Source organism: Herbaspirillum sp., assembly GCF_017744395.1.
In the GTDB taxonomy this organism is placed as follows: Bacteria; Pseudomonadota; Gammaproteobacteria; order Burkholderiales; family Burkholderiaceae_D; genus Herbaspirillum.
In genome coordinates this window covers 98,949-113,764 of record NZ_JAGIBI010000005.1, presented here as the reverse complement: position 1 = coordinate 113,764, position 14,816 = coordinate 98,949, and the positions used below count along the sequence as shown (strand labels likewise).

The 14,816-nt window shown below is 60.6% G+C and carries 12 protein-coding genes; 8 read left to right on the top strand and 4 right to left on the bottom strand.

Going from position 1 to position 14,816, the window contains the following annotated elements; all coding sequences use genetic code 11:
* Positions 1-105: 105 nt before the first annotated feature.
* Both J7548_RS14205 and J7548_RS14200 read right to left on the bottom strand, forming a co-directional pair.
* A complete protein-coding gene (locus tag J7548_RS14205; protein ID WP_290975318.1) occupies positions 106-1,725 on the bottom strand; it encodes a GMC family oxidoreductase in 1,620 nt (539 codons plus the stop codon).
* 102 nt (positions 1,726-1,827) lie between these two features.
* Positions 1,828-3,339, bottom strand: coding sequence for a CoA-acylating methylmalonate-semialdehyde dehydrogenase (locus J7548_RS14200; RefSeq protein WP_290975316.1), 1,512 nt, complete (start codon positions 3,337-3,339; stop codon positions 1,828-1,830).
* 234 nt (positions 3,340-3,573) lie between these two features.
* On the opposite strand from J7548_RS14200, the gene J7548_RS14195 reads away from it, so the two are divergent.
* Together J7548_RS14195 and J7548_RS14190 are read left to right on the top strand one after the other, a co-directional pair.
* Positions 3,574-4,458 carry a LysR family transcriptional regulator gene (locus tag J7548_RS14195; RefSeq protein ID WP_290975314.1) on the top strand — a complete coding sequence of 295 codons (885 nt, stop codon included), beginning with the start codon at positions 3,574-3,576 and terminating at the stop codon, positions 4,456-4,458.
* Positions 4,459-4,945: 487 nt separating this feature from the next.
* Positions 4,946-5,236: a 2Fe-2S iron-sulfur cluster-binding protein gene (locus J7548_RS14190; RefSeq protein WP_290975312.1), complete on the top strand. Its 291-nt coding sequence runs from the start codon at positions 4,946-4,948 to the stop codon at positions 5,234-5,236.
* A 561-nt stretch (positions 5,237-5,797) separates the two neighbouring features.
* Here J7548_RS14190 and J7548_RS14185 read toward each other — a convergent pair.
* Together J7548_RS14185 and J7548_RS14180 are read right to left on the bottom strand one after the other, a co-directional pair.
* Positions 5,798-7,819 (bottom strand): AsmA family protein, encoded by a 2,022-nt coding sequence (locus tag J7548_RS14185; RefSeq protein ID WP_290975589.1) that lies wholly within the window; start codon positions 7,817-7,819, stop codon positions 5,798-5,800.
* A gap of 141 nt (positions 7,820-7,960) precedes the next feature.
* Positions 7,961-8,920 (bottom strand): LysR family transcriptional regulator, encoded by a 960-nt coding sequence (locus tag J7548_RS14180; protein ID WP_290975311.1) that lies wholly within the window; start codon positions 8,918-8,920, stop codon positions 7,961-7,963.
* Positions 8,921-9,076: 156 nt separating this feature from the next.
* Here J7548_RS14180 and J7548_RS14175 point away from each other — a divergent pair, with 156 nt between their 5' ends.
* The 6 genes from J7548_RS14175 to dnaN all read left to right on the top strand — a co-directional run bounded on the left by J7548_RS14175 (position 9,077) and on the right by dnaN (position 14,791).
* Positions 9,077-9,313, top strand: coding sequence for a hypothetical protein (locus J7548_RS14175; RefSeq protein ID WP_290975309.1), 237 nt, complete (start codon positions 9,077-9,079; stop codon positions 9,311-9,313).
* A gap of 560 nt (positions 9,314-9,873) precedes the next feature.
* A complete protein-coding gene (locus J7548_RS14170; RefSeq protein ID WP_290975307.1) occupies positions 9,874-10,191 on the top strand; it encodes a hypothetical protein in 318 nt (105 codons plus the stop codon).
* A gap of 233 nt (positions 10,192-10,424) precedes the next feature.
* Positions 10,425-11,192: a class II glutamine amidotransferase gene (locus J7548_RS14165; protein WP_290975305.1), complete on the top strand. Its 768-nt coding sequence runs from the start codon at positions 10,425-10,427 to the stop codon at positions 11,190-11,192.
* 348 nt (positions 11,193-11,540) lie between these two features.
* Positions 11,541-12,959 carry a chromosomal replication initiator protein DnaA gene (gene dnaA, locus J7548_RS14160; RefSeq protein ID WP_290975303.1) on the top strand — a complete coding sequence of 473 codons (1,419 nt, stop codon included), beginning with the start codon at positions 11,541-11,543 and terminating at the stop codon, positions 12,957-12,959.
* 337 nt (positions 12,960-13,296) lie between these two features.
* On the top strand, positions 13,297-13,470 hold the full coding sequence (locus tag J7548_RS14155; RefSeq protein WP_290975301.1) for a hypothetical protein: 174 nt from the start codon (positions 13,297-13,299) through the stop codon (positions 13,468-13,470).
* Between the two features lie 214 nt (positions 13,471-13,684).
* Positions 13,685-14,791: a DNA polymerase III subunit beta gene (gene dnaN, locus J7548_RS14150; protein ID WP_290975299.1), complete on the top strand. Its 1,107-nt coding sequence runs from the start codon at positions 13,685-13,687 to the stop codon at positions 14,789-14,791.
* The last annotated feature ends 25 nt before the right edge of the window (positions 14,792-14,816 follow it).

Below are 14,816 nucleotides of genomic sequence, written 5' to 3'. Positions count from 1 at the left end.
GCGATTCGAGAAGCTGTTTTTAATATTTGGCGCATAGTAGCCGAGTCGTACCATTCCTACAATACGTATAAGTACCGTATCGGCCGGGCTCCCGGCATTGTCGTCTCAGCGCCTGGAAACCAGTCCTGACGCGACTTTCTCGGCGATCATCACGGTCGGCGAATTGGTATTGCCGGAGGTGATGGTCGGCATCACGGAAGCGTCCGCCACCCGCAGTCCCGCCACCCCGCGCACACGGCATTGCGAGTCCACCACCGCCGCCGCATCGTCGGCGCGCCCCATGCGGCAGGTGCCCACCGGATGGAAAATCGTCGTGCCCACTTCGCCGGCGGCACGGTAGAGGTCTTCTTCGCTCTGGTACTGCGGGCCCGGCTTGAACTCTTCAGGACGGTACTTCGACAATGCCGGCGATGCCGCGATGCGGCGCGTCAATTTGAGCGAATCGGCGGCGACCTTCAGGTCTTCCGGGGTAGAGAGGTAATTGGTGGTGATCCTGGGCGCCAACGCATGGTCGGCGGAAGCGAGCCGCACATGGCCGCGCGAGGTCGGGCGCAGGTTGCACACGCTGGCGGTAAAGGCGGGGAAAGGATGCAGCGGATCGCCGAACTTTTCCAGCGACAGCGGCTGCACGTGGTATTCCAGGTTGGCGCTGGCCTGCGACGGATCGGAACGGGCGAATGCGCCGAGCTGCGACGGCGCCATCGACATCGGGCCGCTTTGCGTGAGCAGGTATTCCAGGCCGATCCGCATCTTGCCGGCCAGCGAGGATGCCATCGTATTCAAGGTCCTGGCCCCGCTGACCTTGAACGCCAGGCGGATCTGCAGGTGGTCCTGCAGGTTCTCGCCCACGCCCGGTAAAGACTGCACCACCGGAATCTGGTGCTGCTGCAGGAGTTCGCCGTTGCCGATGCCGGACAGCTGCAGGATATGCGGCGAGCCGATCGCGCCGGCCGCGAGGATGGTTTCCTTCGCTTCGGCGAACCACTCGCTGCCGCCGCCGGTGAATTCGACGCCGGTGCAAACCGGGCCGTTCGCGCCATTGGCGAAGCGCAGCTTCTTCACATGCGAGCCGGTCATGATTTCAAGGTTGCCGCTCTTCATCGCCGGCCGCAGGAAGGCCTTCGACGCATTCCAGCGAATGCCGCGTTTCTGGTTGACGTCGAAGTAACCGCAGCCTTCGTTGTCGCCACGGTTGAAATCGTCGACCTTGGGAATGCCGTTTTCGGCGGCCGCCTCGCGGAAGGCATCGAGGATGTCCCATTTCAGGCGCTGCTTCTCCACCCGCCATTCGCCGCCGGCGCCGTGGAAGGCATCGCTGCCGCGGTAATAGTTCTCGCTCTTCCTGAACAGCGGCAGCACGTTATCCCAGCGCCAGCTGTCGTCGCCGGTCAGGCCGGCCCACTCGTCGTAGTCGCGCGCCTGGCCGCGCATGTAGATCATGCCGTTGATCGAAGAACAACCGCCCAGCACCTTGCCGCGCGGGTAGATCAGGCTGCGCCCGTTCAAGCCGGGATCGGCCTCGGTGCGGAACATCCAGTCGGTGCGGGGATTATTGATGCAATAAAGATAACCGACCGGGATGTGGATCCAGATGTAGTCGTCCTTGGCGCCGGCTTCCAGCAGCAGCACCTTCACGCCCGGTTGCCTGGAAAGGCGGTTGGCCAGCACGCAGCCGGCGGTGCCGGCGCCGATGATGATGTAGTCGTATTGCCCTGCCGATTGCATGGTGTCTCCGTTTTTTATTGGTTGTTCTTGTCTGCTGCCGCTCTTGCTACCGTCATCCCGGCACAGCCAAGATGACGGTAGCAGGCTTTCCCTACACGAAAATTACTTCGCCACCGGCATCGTGAATTCCGCCCCCTTGCCGATGGTCGCCGACCAACGCTGCATGATCGACTTGTAGCGCGTATAGAAACGGATGCCCTCTTCGCCGTAGGCATGGGTATCGCCGAACAGCGAGCGCTTCCAGCCGCCGAAGGAATGCCAGGCCATCGGCACCGGGATCGGCACGTTGATGCCCACCATGCCGACCTGGATGCGGCGCGAGAACTCATGCGCGGTATTGCCGTCGGCGGTGAACAGCGACACCCCGTTGCCGTACTCATGCGCATTGATCAGCTTGACCGCCTCGGCGAAGTCCGGCACCCGCACAACGCACAGCACCGGGCCGAAGATTTCTTCCTGGTAGATCTTCATGTCGGTCGTGACGTTGTCGAACAGCGTGCCGCCGATGAAGAAACCGTTTTCATGGCCCGGCACCTTCAAACCGCGGCCGTCCACCAGCAACTTGGCGCCGGCATCGACGCCGCTCTGGATATAACCCTCGACCTTGGCCTTGTGGGCGGCGGTGACCAGCGGCCCCATCTCGGCATCGCCTTCCATGCCGTTCTTGACCTTCAAGGCCTTCACGCGCGGAATCAGCGCTTCCACCAGCTTGTCGGCCACGCTGCCGACTGCCACCGCCACCGAAATTGCCATGCAGCGCTCACCAGCCGAGCCGTAGGCCGCGCCGATCAATGCATCGACCGCCTGCTCCAGGTTGGCATCCGGCATCACCACCAGGTGGTTCTTGGCGCCGCCCAGCGCCTGCGCGCGCAGCGGGAAGGTACCGGCACGCTCGGTGGCCTTGCGGTAGATGTATTCGGCAATCGGCGTCGAACCGACGAACGACACCGCCTGCACCTCGGGATGTTCCAACAGCGCATCGACCGCCACCTTGTCGCCCTGCACCACGTTGAACACGCCATCCGGCAAGCCGGCGCGCTTGAACAGTTCAGCCAGCATCAGCGACGGCGACGGATCGCGTTCGGAAGGCTTCAGGATGAAGCTGTTGCCGGTGGCGATGGCGATTGGCGCCATCCACAGCGGCACCATCACCGGAAAGTTGAACGGCGTGATGCCGGCCGTCACGCCCAGCGGCTGGCGCAGGTTCCAGTTGTCGATGCCGCCGCCGATGTTGTCGGTGAACTGGGTCTTGAGCAGTTGCGGAATGCCGGTGGCGAACTCGACGATTTCCAGGCCGCGGGTGACCTCGCCCTTGGCGTCCGAAAATACCTTGCCGTGTTCCAGCGTGATCGCCTTGGCCAGCGCGTCCTGGTTCTGCTCGATCAGCTCCTTGAACTTGAACAGCACCCGCGCCCGCTTCAGCGGCGCCGTCTCGGCCCAGGCCGGCGCCGCCGCGCTGGCGGCCGCCACCGCCGCATTGACTTCCGCTACCGAAGCCAGCGACACCTTGGCGGTTGCCTCGCCGGTGGCCGGGTTGAACACGTCCTGGCTGCGGCCGCTTTCCGAACGCGTCAGCTTGCCGTTGATGAAATGGTCGATGTGCGGGGTGCTCATAAGTATTCCTTTGGTTATTGATATCAAGCCGGGCCGGATTTGTCTCACTATCCTGTTGGCCTGCGGCATAAACGTCGACAAAAGCTGGATTAAGCAGACGTTGGAAGAATATCGCGCTAATTCGATCCTATCCAATGAGTTATTATCAACAGCAATATAAGAATGACTTATAAAACATCGATTTTTCTACCCTGCGGTTTGATGCATGAAAAAAGGATTTAGCAAGAGTTAACGATGGATATCGTACAGTTACGCGCTTTTATCACCGTCGCCCGCGAAGGCAACCTGACCCGCGCCGCGGAAAAGCTGCACGTCAGCCAGCCCGCCGTCAGCCTGCAGATCAAATCCCTGCAGGAACACCTGGGGCTGGCCCTGTTCACCCGCACCGCCGCCGGCATGGTGCTGACGGTGGAAGGCAACAAGCTGCTGCCGCTGGCCGAACGGGTCCTGGCCGACCTGCAGGAACTGCGCCGCCATGCCGCGGCCTTGCAGGCCAGCGCCGACAGCCTGTCCGGTTCGCTGGCCATCGGCACCATCCTCGATCCGGAATTCATCCGCCTCGGCGCCTTCCTGAAATTGCTGGTCGAGCGCCACCCGCAGCTATCCACCAAACTATCCCATCATATGTCGGGCTCGGTCCTGAACGAGATCCGGCACGGGCGGCTGGATGTCGGTTTCTTCCTGGGCGACCCGGGCAAGGGCTTCCATGCCATGACGCTGACGCCCTTCACCTACAACGTGATCGCCCCGGCCGGCTGGAAAAGCCGGGTTTCCGGCAAGGGCTGGAAAGAGCTGTCGCGCCTGCCCTGGATCTGGACCCCGCCGGAGTCGGCACACCACCGCCTGCTGAGCAAGGTATTTGCACAACATAAAGTGCAACCAGATACCGTCGCCCTGGTCGACCAGGAGTCTTCCATGCTGGACCTGGTGAAATCAGGGGTGGGATTGTCGCTGGCGCGCGAATCGATCGCCCTCAGCCAGGCCCATGCCCATGGCCTGGTGATTGCCGATGCGGTCGAGCTGTCTACCGAACTGCGCTTCATTACCCTGGAGAAACGCCAAAACGAAGACGCCATCAAGGCGGTATTCCAGCTGCTCCAGGAAATCTGGAAGCATTGAACTGCCATTCCCTTTCGGCTTGCGGGTCTTGAGCCTGCAGGCCATTCCCCTTCTTCCCTCCTTATTGCCGAACCAAAGCACTGGATGCCATCGCCGGTGTTTCTTGAGCGCACGGTCGTTGTTTCCATCTTGCATCGGATTTTCTGAATACGCGAATACGCTTTTGCAGCGCTTTTCCAGGTTGTCCCCGCAATTCCGCTTTTCTGTTTTTTAAATTAAAGGTTTATATATAAAGATAGTAATGATTGTTAACGCAGGACTTTTCTGTGGATAAGTCGGTTAACCCGAATCGAATCAGTTATTTACGTCCTGAATAAACGCTTGGTAAGCTTCTGCATAGTTCAGGAACAATTGTTGGACAAATTTTCGCCTTGGGATAACTTGCCGAGATATTCCCAATTCGCGCAGCAGATATACAAAGACTTATCCACAATTGCCTGGAAGACATCCCTGAAAACCCCGGTTTTTCCACCCAATAGACCCAGCCGTGCCACATCGCATCGATATCCAGCCTGCCGGCCTGCACTTTGAGCAGCGTCCATCCCAATCGCTGCTGCAATCGGCGCTGACCCAATCCATCCGCCTTCCCAATTTCTGCCGCAACGGTTCTTGCCGCACCTGCATGTGCATGCTGGTATCCGGCACGGTGAGTTACCAGATCGAATGGCCCGGGCTGACCAGGGAAGAAAAAAAGGAAGGCTGGATCCTGCCCTGCGTTGCCGAAGCACAATCCGATCTGGTGCTGGACGTTCCCGATGCGGTCGACTTGAAGAAATAAGCCAGGTTTGCCGTTTTCGATTCCCTGGAAATGGTTTTTTGAATGCAGGAAATGCGCAGCCGACGCCGAATCCGGGTTTTCTGTCTTTTAGGATAAGTAGATATATATAAATAGTAGGTAATAGTTAACGCAGGTCCATTTCTGTGGATAACCCGGTTTACCGGAAATAAATCATGGAGTTGGAAAAAGGATAAACGCTTGGCAAGGCGTGTATGGCCGGCGGACAGTTCTTGGATAAAAAAACGGCCTTGGATAACTTTCCCGGTTTTCCCCAATCGATGAAAAAGTTATCCAGACCTTTATCCACAGGCTGGGCCGCTTTTTGTGGATAGCGTGGTCAACGGGGCAATTTTCAGGAATCCCGCATTCTTTGCCGTTTCAGGCCTGTTTTCATCGGTTTTCGGGGGGCTACAGGCAGTTTCCAAAGCATTTTTGGACGATTTCGGGCGTTCTCCCGCTTTGCCGGAAAACCAGCCTCCTCAAATCGCCGCCCCAAAATGAAAAAAGCCGGAAGAGTTATCCCCCGGCCGATGATGGCAAAAACGGCAATTTCTTTTGTGCCTATTTTTTAGGCGCAACTTTCTTCACGGCAGTTTTTCCCGCCTGCGGTTGTTTCTTCACTTCTTCCAACAGATTGGCGCAATCGGCCTTTTGCTCGCCGTCCACATTGATCAGCGGCAGGATCGCCGTCACCGGTGCCAGCAAGCCCAGCGCCACTACCCCGCCGGCGCGCAGCGCCAGTACCGCCTTGTTCACGCCGACGTCGGGATTCTTGAAGGTGCCCGATACGTACAGCGGCGAACGCAGCGAAATAATGCGCAGGCCCTTGCTCTTGGGATGGATGGTCACATCCAGTTTTTCCTGTTTCATGTCCACCGTGCCGTCGGCGCTGATCAGCGCATCGTCGGTATCGAGCACGAAGGTGCGCAGGTTCATCACGCCATTGTCCACAGGAAAATCGCCGGCCAGGCAATTGAGTTTCACTTCCCGGTCGCCGAACAGCTTGCTGATGACGATATTGCCCACGTTCAGGCCGGCAGCTTCCAGCAGGAATTTGCTGATGGCGCCCTGGTTGACCAGGGTCTTGACCTCGCCATTGGCCGAACCCAGCATCGCCGCCACCGAATTGCCGCTGGCGGTCAGCCTGGCGTCGCCGTTGATTTCACCGAAGCTGGTCTTGGAGGCGTCCAGTTCCGGATACAGCTTCTGGATCTTGATGCGGCGCGCCGACAGGCGCATGTCCGACTTCATCTGCGGTTCCCGGCCGTCGAGGCGGATCGCCGCATTCAGGTTGCCGCCGGCCACGCCGAAGCCCAGCGGATCCAGCGCCAATACCTTGTCCTTGAGGACCAGGTGCGCCTGCAGGTCGCTGATCGGCAGGTCCTTCTGCTTGACGATGCGCTTGCCGGTCAGTTTGACGTCGGCGTCCAGCGTGCCCCAGGCATCGGTGCTGAATTGCTTGACCGGTAGCACCTTGCCGGCCGGCTGGCGTTCCTCCGCGCCGCGCTGCGCCTTTTCCTGGTTGGAATCGGCGCCGATCAGCGGCGCCAGGTCTTCGAAGCGCAGCAGGTTGGACGTGATGGCGCCGGTCAGTTGCGGCCGCGGGCCGCCGGTGGTGTAGGACAGGCTGCCGCCCACGTCGCTGCCGCCGACCTTGCCGCTGAAGTCTTCGTAGCGCCACTCGCTATGTCTGGCGTCGATCTTGCCGAACAAGTGGCCTTCGGTGGCGAATGGCGGGGTTTCCGGCAGCAGGATCCCGGTCAGCGGATACAGGTTGCCCATGCTGGCGCCCGAGACCGACAGGCGCAGGTCCAGCGCCGCCAGCTGGGACGGCTTGGTCAGCGTGCCGCGGATGGCGATCGCGGTCTTGCCGACTTTCACGCTGGCTTGCAGCGGATAAGGTTGCCGCTGGTCCTGCAGCGACAGTACGCCGCCGGCGCGGCCGCTGCCCGAGACCGGAGCACCATTGAAACTGCCTTTCAGGTTCCAGCCCAGCCCGTAGACTTTTTCCTTGTCGGGATCGAGCGTGTCGATCTCGGCCTTGATGTCGATCTTCTTGACGGCATCGTTTAGCTGGAACGTGCCCTGGCGCAGGATCAGCCGGCCCAGCTTCAGGTTCCAGGCCGAAGGTTCGCTGCTCTTGAAGGTCCAGTTGTTGGCGTTGTCCTTGTCGCGCAGCAGGGAAATGTCCGGATTGCTGATTTCCAGCGTCGGCAGCGAAATGTCACGCGCCAGCAGCGGCACCGGATTGAGCGTAAAGACGACCTGTCCGACCGTGGCCATCTTGCCCTCACGGCTGAAGGCCTCGGGGTTGGCCAGCGTGATGTCTTGCGCCTGCAGCCGCGGCCAGGGCACCCAGCTCGACCAGCCCGATTGCGCCGGCGCGGTTTGTGCGGTGCGCTGCCATTGCAGCGACAGGTCGCCGTTGATGGCGAATTCGCGCCCCAGCGATTCGGAGACGCGCTGGTTGATCCAGGGCTTGGCCCGGTTCCAGTCGAAGGTGAGGAAGAAGACCACCGCGGCGGCGATGGCGATGAACAGGCTGGCCAGCAGCCACAGGATTATTTTTCGGATACGCGGCATTGGCATGCTTGTTCCCGTGAGGGTGGATCAACATGCGCCGATGCGGAGATGGCGGATATGTCCGGCGCAGGCGAGCACCCCGGCCGCCAGTCCCCGGCGGCCGATTGGTGGAACGGGATGCCTATGCCTGCGTACGCCGCATCAGCGCTTCATGTTGATACGACCGAATTCGTCATGAGTCGTTGCAGAAAGGTGCGAACGCAGCCATTTGTGCGCCGGATTGCGCGCATCGCGCTCGTGCCACAGCATGTCGACATGCTCTTCCGGCGTCTGGAACGGCAATTCCTTGACTACCAGCACGTCGGCCATGCCGGTGGCGGCCACCAGGTGGCGCGGCAGCACCGTCAGCAGCTCGGAACTGGCGACGATGCGCCCGGCCGTGAAGAACTGGTTCACCGTCAGCAGGATCTTGCGCTCGCGGTTCATGCCTGCCAGCACGTCGTCGATCACCGCGTGCGGCTTGCCCGACAGGCTCACCAGCAGGTGGTCGGCGGCGCAGTAGGAATCCAGCGTCAGCGGCTGGTTCGCCAGCGGGTGGTTCTTGTTCATCACGCACACGTATTGGCCGGTGTAGAGCCGGGCGTGGCTGATCTGGCTCTTGGCCATGCCCTGGCCGTCGGCCAGCTGGGCCGTGACGCCGGGGAAAAAGCCCACCGCCAGGTCGATGTCGCCGCGCAGCAGCATGGCGCGCGGGTCGCGGGTGGTCAGCGGCATCATGCGCACCTTGATGCGCGGCGCGTCGCGCATGATGGTGCGCACCAGCGAGGGCAGCCACAGCGCCGCGGTCGCATCCACCATCGCCATGCGGAAGGTGTTCTGGGCGCGCGAGATGTCGAAGCTTTCCGGCGCGATCACCGCTTCCAGCTCCGACAGCGCGCGGCGCACGGTCGGCCACAGCTCTTCGGCGCGCGGCGTCGGCTTGACGCCGTGCGCGGTGCGGATCACCAGGTCGTCGTTGAGGGTATCGCGCAGCCGCCGTAGCGCATTGGAGACAGCCGGCTGGGTCATCGCCAGCAGGTTGGCGGCGCGCGTGAGGTTCTGCTCCGTCATGACGGCATCGAAGACGCGCAGCAGATTCAGGTCCAGGGTGAGAAAGCTCATAGGGCGGGCCTTTGCGGCTGAAAGTGGGCCGCGGATGAATTCAGGGAATCGCTATTCACGAATTATATAACTGATATCCGAAAAGGAAATTGGTCAAACAAATACGAGTTCACTACACTGCAATGCAACATAACACACAACGTCAAGGATCGAATCATGGCAACCATCGCACAAAGCACCGTCAATACCACTTTCAAGAGCAAGTTCGCAGCCGTCATGCGCAACATCTTCATCCACTTCGTGAAGGCCCATGAGCTGCAAGCCGTCGCCCTGGTCGCTTCCGAGCAGGAACGCGCCACCGGCGTGCGCCACCTGAACCGCATGGCCGAGAAGTTCGAAGCGACCCAGCCGAACCTGGCTGCCGAACTGCGCTTCATCGCTTCCCGCGGCTAATTTGCAACACCCGCCGCACGGGCACTGAAAAAGCGCCGGCGGCACGGTAGTACAGGACTCAAGTTTCAACCGGTCGCGCGCCATACGTTGCGCGGCACGGCGGCAGGCCCAGACGGCCGGCTGCCCGGTACCAGGATTTCGGTTGTTCAGGCGCGTACGGCGCCTGTGTTGACGCTGATTCGATCAACGCGTCTGGACACCGATCCGTTGTCTCCTCCTCCCTCTTTAGGAAGGATTAACCCCGCAGGCCATGCCTGTGGGGTTTTTTTTCGTGGGTACGGTTCGGCGCAGATATTTAACCCGTCATCCCGGCGAATGCCGGGATCCAGTGACTTTCGTCATGCCCCAGTGGCCGTTGAACGACGCTGGGCCCTGACCTTCGTCAGGGCGACGAGTTGAGCGCATGGGCGCCCGGAACAGCCATATTCATCATTCCTATATCTGATATGAGAACTCTAAAGTGGCGATATAACAGGGGGAAACATATACTGCAATGCAACAACAGTGAGATTGAACGCGCCTGAAGCGCCCTAAATAGAATTATCAGAGGTAGAAATATCATGTCCTTCCTGAACATCGCCTTCCCCGTCGAGACCGCGTTTCCCTATATGCAGACGCTGATGGGCATGCTGGCCGCCTACCTGCGCCCGGCCCTGGGCCTGGGAGCGCTGGTGACCGCCCTGATGGTGTTCAAGCCGCTGCTCATGGGCCTGGTGCAAGCCGTCGTGCTGGTATTCAAGCCGCGCAAGTCGCTGGAACAGCGCATCCTGGCGCACAAGTTCAGCGGCAAGCGCATGCTCAACCGCATGGCCAACGAATACAGCCTGACCCAACCGAATTTCGCCAACGAACTGCGCAACATGGCTGCACGCGACTAAGCAAGCGCCGTTCCCGGCCAGCCGGCTTCTGGTCAGTAGTCAGTAGTAAATAGTCTGAGGTTTTGTAGTACGTATCGTGTCTCCTCCTCCCTCTTTAGGAAGGATTAACCCCGCAAGCGCAAGCTCGCGGGGTTTTTTTATGCGCGAGCAAAGTGCCGCCGCTCCCGGCGGGCGGCAATCGTGATAACGTTGGCTGATCAGTAATACTTATTCACGCCTCAGCCTCAAATACCATGTGCCAGCTTCTTGGGATGAATTGCAATACCCCGACCGATATCGTCTTCAGCTTTACCGGTTTCGCCACCCGCGGGGGATTGACCGATCATCACAGCGACGGCTGGGGCATCGCCTTCTTCGAAGGCTCCGGCGTGCGCACCTTCGTCGACCACCAGGCCGCGGTCAATTCGCCGGTGGCCGAGCTGATCAAGCAATACCCGATCAAGTCGCAGCACGTCATCGCGCACATCCGCAAGGCCACCCAGGGCCGCGTGGCGCTGGCCAATTGCCATCCCTTCGTGCGCGAGCTGTGGGGGCGCTACTGGGTATTCGCCCACAACGGCGACCTCAAGAACTTCACCCCGGAGCTCGACGGCCCCTACCGCCCGGTCGGCACCACCGACAGCGAACTGGCCTTCTGCTACATCCTGCAGGAATTCCGCAAGCGCTTCGGCGACGAACTGCCGCCGCTGGCTGAGCTGCGCACCGCGCTGCGCGAGATCGCCGACTACATCGCCGGCCACGGCACCTTCAACATGTTGCTCTCGGACGGCTCGGCGCTCTACACGCACTGCTCCACCAACCTGTACTACATCATCCGCCAGCACCCCTTCGCCACCGCCAAGCTGTCGGACGACGACTTGTCGGTCGATTTCGCCCAGGTCACCACAGTCAACGACCGCGTCGCAGTGATCGTCACCCAGCCGCTGACCAACAACGAAGTCTGGACCCAATACCAGCCGGGCGAACTGAAGGTATTCGTCGATGGCGAAGTGCTTGCCTGAAAGCCACAAAAAGGGACAAAGCCGCGCAGTCTCCCCGAAACGGGAATGATGCTCGCGGCAAACACTGTCCCCATAAAAACATTGTCGAAATGAAAATTCATCGACTTTGTCCCCGGTAAACCGCATGGTGCCGCCGTTGCCAAGAAAATAATGTCCGAATCGGCCATTTCCCGCCGATGGATATGATTTTTTACTCTGCCAAACTGCCTCGCCTCCTGTGGATAACTTTTCCCCGCCAAGGTAAAATGCGTCCCTTGTTTGCGCCTCGGCCGACATTGTTTTTCCACCCATCGGTCCTGACCTGAATCCGTTCAACGGCGCCGCACACCTATTCAATAAGAAAGCTTCATGGAAAATTTCTGGCAGACCTGCTCCACCAAACTCGAGCAGGAACTGACTCCGCAGCAATACAGCGCCTGGATCAAGCCGCTGGTGCCGCTCGACTACGAAGACGGGCTGCTGCGCATCGCCGCGCCCAACCGTTTCAAGCTTGACTGGGTCAAGGCCCAGTTCGCCAGCCGTATCACCAATCTCGCCAGCGAATACTGGGAATCCCCGATCGAAGTGCAATTCGTGCTCGACCCGCGCGTGGGCCAGGCCCGGCGCGCCGCCGTGGCCGCCAATGGCGGCGCTGATGCCGGCCTTCCCGCCGCCGGCGGCAACGGCATTTCCGGCCTCGGCCTGCCCGCGGCCCAGGCTTACGAGCCCGAACCGGAACCGGTGCGCGCCGTCGCCCCGCGCCAGGAACAGTCGCGCATCAACCCGGTGTTGACCTTCGACAACCTGGTCACCGGCAAGGCCAACCAGCTCGCCCGCGCGGCCGCCACCCAGGTCGCCAACAACCCCGGCGTGTCGTACAACCCGCTGTTCCTGTACGGCGGCGTCGGCCTGGGCAAGACCCACATCATCCACGCCATCGGCAACCAGGTGCTTGTGGATAACCCCGGCGCCAAGATCCGCTACATCCACGCCGAGCAATACGTGCGCGACGTCGTCACCGCCTACCAGCGCAAGGGTTTCGACGACTTCAAGCGCTACTACCACTCGCTGGACCTGTTGCTGATCGACGATATCCAGTTCTTCGGCGGCAAGAGCCGCACCCAGGAAGAATTCTTCTACGCCTTCGAAGCGCTGATCGCGGCCAAGAAGCAGATCATCATCACCAGTGATACCTACCCCAAGGAAATCAGCGGCATGGACGACCGCCTGATCTCCCGCTTCGACTCCGGCCTGACGGTGGCGATCGAGCCGCCCGAACTGGAAATGCGGGTGGCGATCCTGATGAAGAAAGCAGCCGCCGAAGAAGTCGTGCTGTCCGACGACGTCGCCTTCTTCGTCGCCAAGCACCTGCGCTCCAACGTGCGCGAGCTGGAAGGCGCGCTGCGCAAGATCCTGGCCTACTCGCGCTTCCACGGCAAGGACATCACCATTGACGTCGTCAAGGAAGCGCTGAAGGACCTGCTGTCGGTGCAGAACCGCCAGATCTCGGTGGAAAACATCCAGAAGACCGTGGCCGACTTCTTCAACATCAAGGTCGCCGACATGTACTCGAAAAAGCGCCCGGCCAACATCGCCCGCCCGCGCCAGATCGCCATGTACCTGGCCAAGGAGCTGACCCAGAAGAGCCTGCCGGAAATCGGCGACCTGTTCGGCGGCCGCGACCACACCACGGTGCTGCACGCGGTGCGCAAGATCGCCGCCGACCGCGCCAAGAGCCCGGAATGCAACCACGAGCTGCACGTGCTGGAGCAGACGCTCAAGGGCTGACCCGGCCAGCGTTCGCCGATGCCGCCAAAATGCCGCCCGCAGCCTGGGGCGGCATTTTCATTTGCGGCTGGCGCGGTTGGGACGGTCCCTGCCCGCCGCTTTCCAACCCGTCGTCCCGGCGAAAGCAGGGACCCAGTGTCTTTCGTTGCGCTCCGATAGACGTTGAACGACGCTGGGCCCTGACTTGCGTCAGGGCGACGGAGATAAATCCGGGATTAACCGGACGGGATTACCCGGCCCCCATCATTTCCGGGCCATTTTTCCAGCCATGCCGATCCCCCCACAATCCGGCGTCCAACGTACCTGTTTACCAAGCAAAAACTTACTTTGAAGGGGGATGATTGGTACAATGGAAGGCGATATTTCGCCGGCGGACGCCAGGGCCGCCCAACGAGCAGAAAATTCGCGGGATATCAAGGAAACTTCGGAGAAAACCTCTTTAAAAATGGGGGATTTGCCTTCAAATGTTCCTAACGCGCTGTCCGGCGCGCAGGACGGTCCGGGTGTGTGATTAAAAACACAACAATCAGCCTCCTAAAATGCTTGCCGGCGGCTTGGAACAGGTTTCGGACCGGCTGCGGGCAGGCCGTGCAAATGCAGGAGCGTTGCGTATTCCAGGCAGGTTCCGGCTGTTTTCACCAGAGGAGGAACACGCGCGACATTTGCATGAGCCGCATTCAGCCAACGGCATCCTTTAAACCACTATTAGCAAGGACAAACAGACTATGCAATTGGTTAAGACCCAAAGAGACACGCTCCTGCGTCCTCTGCAGATCGTGAGCGGTATTGTCGAGCGTCGGCACACATTGCCGATTCTGGCCAATATCCTCATCCGCAAGGACGGCGAGAAAGTCTCCTTCCTCTCCACCGACATCGAAGTGCAGATCACCACGCACGCCGAAGTCGGCTCCGGCAGCGAAGCCGTCGCCACCACCGTCGCCGCGCGCAAGCTGCTCGACATCCTGCGCGCCCTGCCGGACTCCGGCGAAGTTTCCATCTCCCTGGCCAACAAGCGCCTGACCGTGCAATCCGGCAAATCGCGCTTCGCGCTGCAGACCCTGGCCGCCGAGGAGTTCCCCACCGTCGCCCAGGCCGAGCAGTACAACGCGCAAGTCACCCTGCCGCAAAAGACCCTGAAGCACCTGTTCAACATGGTCCATTTCTCGATGGCCCAGCAAGACATCCGCTACTACCTCAACGGCCTGCTGCTGGTCGTCGAAGGCAAGAACGTGATCGCGGTCGCCACCGACGGCCACCGCCTGGCCTTCTGCCAGGTCGCCACCGAACAGGAATTCCCGCGCCAGGAAGTCATCATCCCGCGCAAGACCATCATCGAGCTGCAGCGCCTGCTCGACGAGAGCGACGATGAAGTCAAGCTGGAAATCGCCAACAACCAGGTCAAGCTGACCTTCGCCGACATCGAGCTGATCTCCAAGCTGGTCGAAGGCAAGTTCCCCGACTACACCCGCGTGGTGCCCAAGGGCTACAAGAACAGCTTCACCATCAGCCGCGAACAGCTGCTGCGTTCGCTGCAGCGCGCCGCGATCATGACCAGCGACAAGTTCAAGGGCGTGCGCTGGGTGATCGCTCCCGGCAGCCTGAAGATCAGCTCCACCAACGCCGACCAGGAAGAAGCGGTCGAAGAACTGGAAATCGACTACGGCGGCGACACCGTCGACATCGGTTTCAACGTCAGCTACCTGCTCGACGTGTTGAACAACCTGAAGAACGACTACGTCAACATCGCCCTGGGCGATGCCAACTCGTCGGCCCTGGTCACCATCCCGGACAACGCCGACTTCAAATACGTCGTCATGCCGATGCGCATTTAAGCGTTGCCGGTTGCAAGCGAACGAG

Bases quoted from the DNA above. Each gene is read 5' to 3' on its own strand.
- J7548_RS14205 (WP_290975318.1), bottom strand. From the start codon at position 1,725: ATGCAATCGGCAGGGCAATACGACTACATCATCATCGGCGCCGGCACC.
- J7548_RS14200 (WP_290975316.1), bottom strand. From the start codon at position 3,339: ATGAGCACCCCGCACATCGACCATTTCATCAACGGCAAGCTGACGCGT.
- J7548_RS14195 (WP_290975314.1), top strand. From the start codon at position 3,574: ATGGATATCGTACAGTTACGCGCTTTTATCACCGTCGCCCGCGAAGGC.
- J7548_RS14185 (WP_290975589.1), bottom strand. From the start codon at position 7,819: ATGCCGCGTATCCGAAAAATAATCCTGTGGCTGCTGGCCAGCCTGTTC.
- J7548_RS14180 (WP_290975311.1), bottom strand. From the start codon at position 8,920: ATGAGCTTTCTCACCCTGGACCTGAATCTGCTGCGCGTCTTCGATGCC.
- J7548_RS14175 (WP_290975309.1), top strand. From the start codon at position 9,077: ATGGCAACCATCGCACAAAGCACCGTCAATACCACTTTCAAGAGCAAG.
- J7548_RS14170 (WP_290975307.1), top strand. From the start codon at position 9,874: ATGTCCTTCCTGAACATCGCCTTCCCCGTCGAGACCGCGTTTCCCTAT.
- J7548_RS14165 (WP_290975305.1), top strand. From the start codon at position 10,425: ATGTGCCAGCTTCTTGGGATGAATTGCAATACCCCGACCGATATCGTC.
- dnaA (WP_290975303.1), top strand. From the start codon at position 11,541: ATGGAAAATTTCTGGCAGACCTGCTCCACCAAACTCGAGCAGGAACTG.
- J7548_RS14155 (WP_290975301.1), top strand. From the start codon at position 13,297: ATGATTGGTACAATGGAAGGCGATATTTCGCCGGCGGACGCCAGGGCC.
- dnaN (WP_290975299.1), top strand. From the start codon at position 13,685: ATGCAATTGGTTAAGACCCAAAGAGACACGCTCCTGCGTCCTCTGCAG.